This window comes from Mesorhizobium sp. M7A.F.Ca.CA.002.15.2.1, assembly GCF_003998715.1.
GTDB classification, from domain to species: Bacteria; Pseudomonadota; Alphaproteobacteria; order Rhizobiales; family Rhizobiaceae; genus Mesorhizobium; species Mesorhizobium ciceri.
Genome location: NZ_RZPI01000813.1, coordinates 1 through 2,277 on the forward strand (window position 1 = coordinate 1; position 2,277 = coordinate 2,277).

At 64.3% G+C, this 2,277-nt stretch carries 2 protein-coding genes and 2 pseudogenes; all 4 read left to right on the forward strand.

Features of this window, described 5'->3' with window-relative positions; translation table 11 throughout:
* Nucleotides 1-148 (forward strand): annotated as a pseudogene (locus tag ENZ74_RS35445) (septum formation inhibitor MinC); the annotation flags it as partial.
* Nucleotides 149-215: 67 nt separating this feature from the next.
* Nucleotides 216-1,031 (forward strand): septum site-determining protein MinD, encoded by an 816-nt coding sequence (minD, locus tag ENZ74_RS29655; protein ID WP_013530671.1) that lies wholly within the window; start codon nucleotides 216-218, stop codon nucleotides 1,029-1,031.
* Nucleotides 1,028-1,300 carry a cell division topological specificity factor MinE gene (gene minE, locus ENZ74_RS29660; RefSeq protein ID WP_024501686.1) on the forward strand — a complete coding sequence of 91 codons (273 nt, stop codon included), beginning with the start codon at nucleotides 1,028-1,030 and terminating at the stop codon, nucleotides 1,298-1,300. The genes minD and minE overlap by 4 nt, the downstream gene beginning before the upstream one ends.
* 367 nt (nucleotides 1,301-1,667) lie before the next feature.
* Nucleotides 1,668-2,277: pseudogene (locus tag ENZ74_RS29670) on the forward strand (hypothetical protein); the annotation flags it as partial.

The following is a 2,277-nucleotide window of genomic DNA, read 5'->3' on the forward strand; positions in this document are numbered from 1 at the left end:
GCGCATCTTCTGCCGCAAAAACGAGGCGGAGCTGCTGGCGGTCGACGGCTGGTACGTCACCGCCGAGGAGATGGAAGGCGTTTCGCGCGGCAAGCCGGTGCAGGCGTTTCTCGACGGCGACGCCTTGCGGGTTTCGACGCTGAGCTGACATTCGTTTCGATATTGGGGCGGCCGAGGGCCGCCCGACCAAGAACAACAACAACGGAGGCTTTTCAATGGGCAAGGTAGTGGTGGTCACCTCGGGCAAGGGGGGCGTCGGCAAGACGACCTCGACGGCGGCCCTCGGGGCGGCCGTGGCCAAGACCGGCAAGAAGGTGGCGCTCGTCGACTTCGACGTCGGCCTGCGCAACCTCGACCTGATCATGGGCGCCGAACGGCGCGTGGTGTTCGACCTCGTCAACGTCATCCAGGGCCAGGCGAAGCTCTCGCAGGCGCTGATCCGCGACAAGCGGGTCGAGACGCTGTTCCTGCTGCCGGCCTCGCAGACGCGCGACAAGGATGCGCTGACCGAGGAAGGCGTCGGCGAAGTCATCGACAAGCTGCGCTCGGTGTTCGACTACGTCTTCTGCGACAGCCCGGCCGGCATCGAGCGCGGCGCGCAGCTCGCCATGCGCTTTGCCGACGAGGCGGTCATCGTCACCAATCCGGAAGTGTCGTCGGTGCGCGATTCCGATCGCATCATCGGCCTGCTCGATGCCCGCACCTTGCGGGCCGAGCAGGGCGAGCAGATCGCCAAGCATGTGCTGGTGACGCGCTACGATGCGGCGCGCGCCTCGCGCGGCGAGATGCTGTCCATCGACGACGTGCTGGAAATCCTGTCGGTGCCGCTGCTCGGCATCATTCCGGAAAGCCAGGACGTGCTGCGCGCCTCCAACCTCGGTTCGCCGGTGACGCTGTCGGAGCCGCTCAATTCCGCTGCCAAGGCCTATATCGACGCCGCCAGGCGGCTGGAGGGCGAGGAATTGCCCGTCATCGTGCCCTTCGAGCGCAAGGGCTTCCTCGATCGTCTTTTGGGAAGGAGGGCGGCATGAACCTGCTCGACATCTTCAAGCGGCGCTCCAGCGCCCCGGTGGCGCGCGAGCGGCTGCAAGTGCTGCTCGCCTATGAGCGCCGCAACCGCAGCCAGCCCGACCTCGTCTCCATCCTGCGCGAGGAGATCATGGCCGTCATCGCCAAGCATGTGCAGATCGACCAGGACTATCTGCAGGTCTCGATGGACCGCGGCGAGACCATGTCGACGCTGGAAATCGACATCCAGATCCCCAACAAGAGCGCCGTGCCGCTGGCCATGGCGGGGTGAGGGCAACTTAGGGAGCCGCGATCCTTCGCGCCCCCCTCTGTCCTGCCGGACATCTCCCCCACAAGTGGGGAGATTGGCAATTTCTGCGCTTCAGTTCTTCTTGCAACGTTGGCGATTGGCGAAAGCCCGCATGACCTCCAATCTCCCCCCGTGTGGGGGAGATGTCCGGCAGGACAGAGGGGGCGCTGTCCCGCCGGCAGAACCGGCTTCGCACCCTCGCACCGCATCGCTCGCGCCGTCCAAACCCCTAAAATGTCCCAAATTTACCTTTGTGCCGACGGGGCTTCCCCTGCGCAAGCAGCGGATGTAAGGATATATTAGCAATTTGTTAAGTTCTAAGCGAGGTATGCGTAAGGGGAGTTTGGCGATGAACTTCAGAGGCCTGATCAAGCGTGCTGAAGACGTGGATAAAGCGATCCAGGACCTGCAGATCGATTTGGCGGACGCGCTGGATGCAAGTCTCGACGCCGACGACCTGGCGCCGCCAGAGAGCGACGATGTGCCGGATGCCCAGGCGGCACCCGATGACGGGCCACCCCAGGCCGATGCGGCAAATGACGACAATGCCGGGAATGCCGAGAATGCGGGCGCTGCGGACAGTTCCGAAACCGCGCCAAGACTGACCGCCCATACACAGACCCGGCTGGCTGCATTGAGCGCCTTCGAGGGACTCTTCCACGACGCCAGGGACTATCTGGAGGAGATCAACGACAAGCTGTCGGAGATCGGTACCTCACACCATCTGACGCGCGAATTCCTCAACATCCTGCACAGCGACATCCTGCGCGCCAACGAGCTGGAGGTTGCCAATGCCGCCCTGGCCGCCGAACAGAGGGCTCTGTCGGAAAAGCTGCACGACGCGACGCGAAAGCTGCGCGAGCGTGACGGCGCTTTCGAAGCGCTGCAGCAGCGCGAGACAAGTCTGGTCCAGGACCGGGAGACGCTGCGTGCGGCACTTGCCGCGGTCAGGCTGGAAC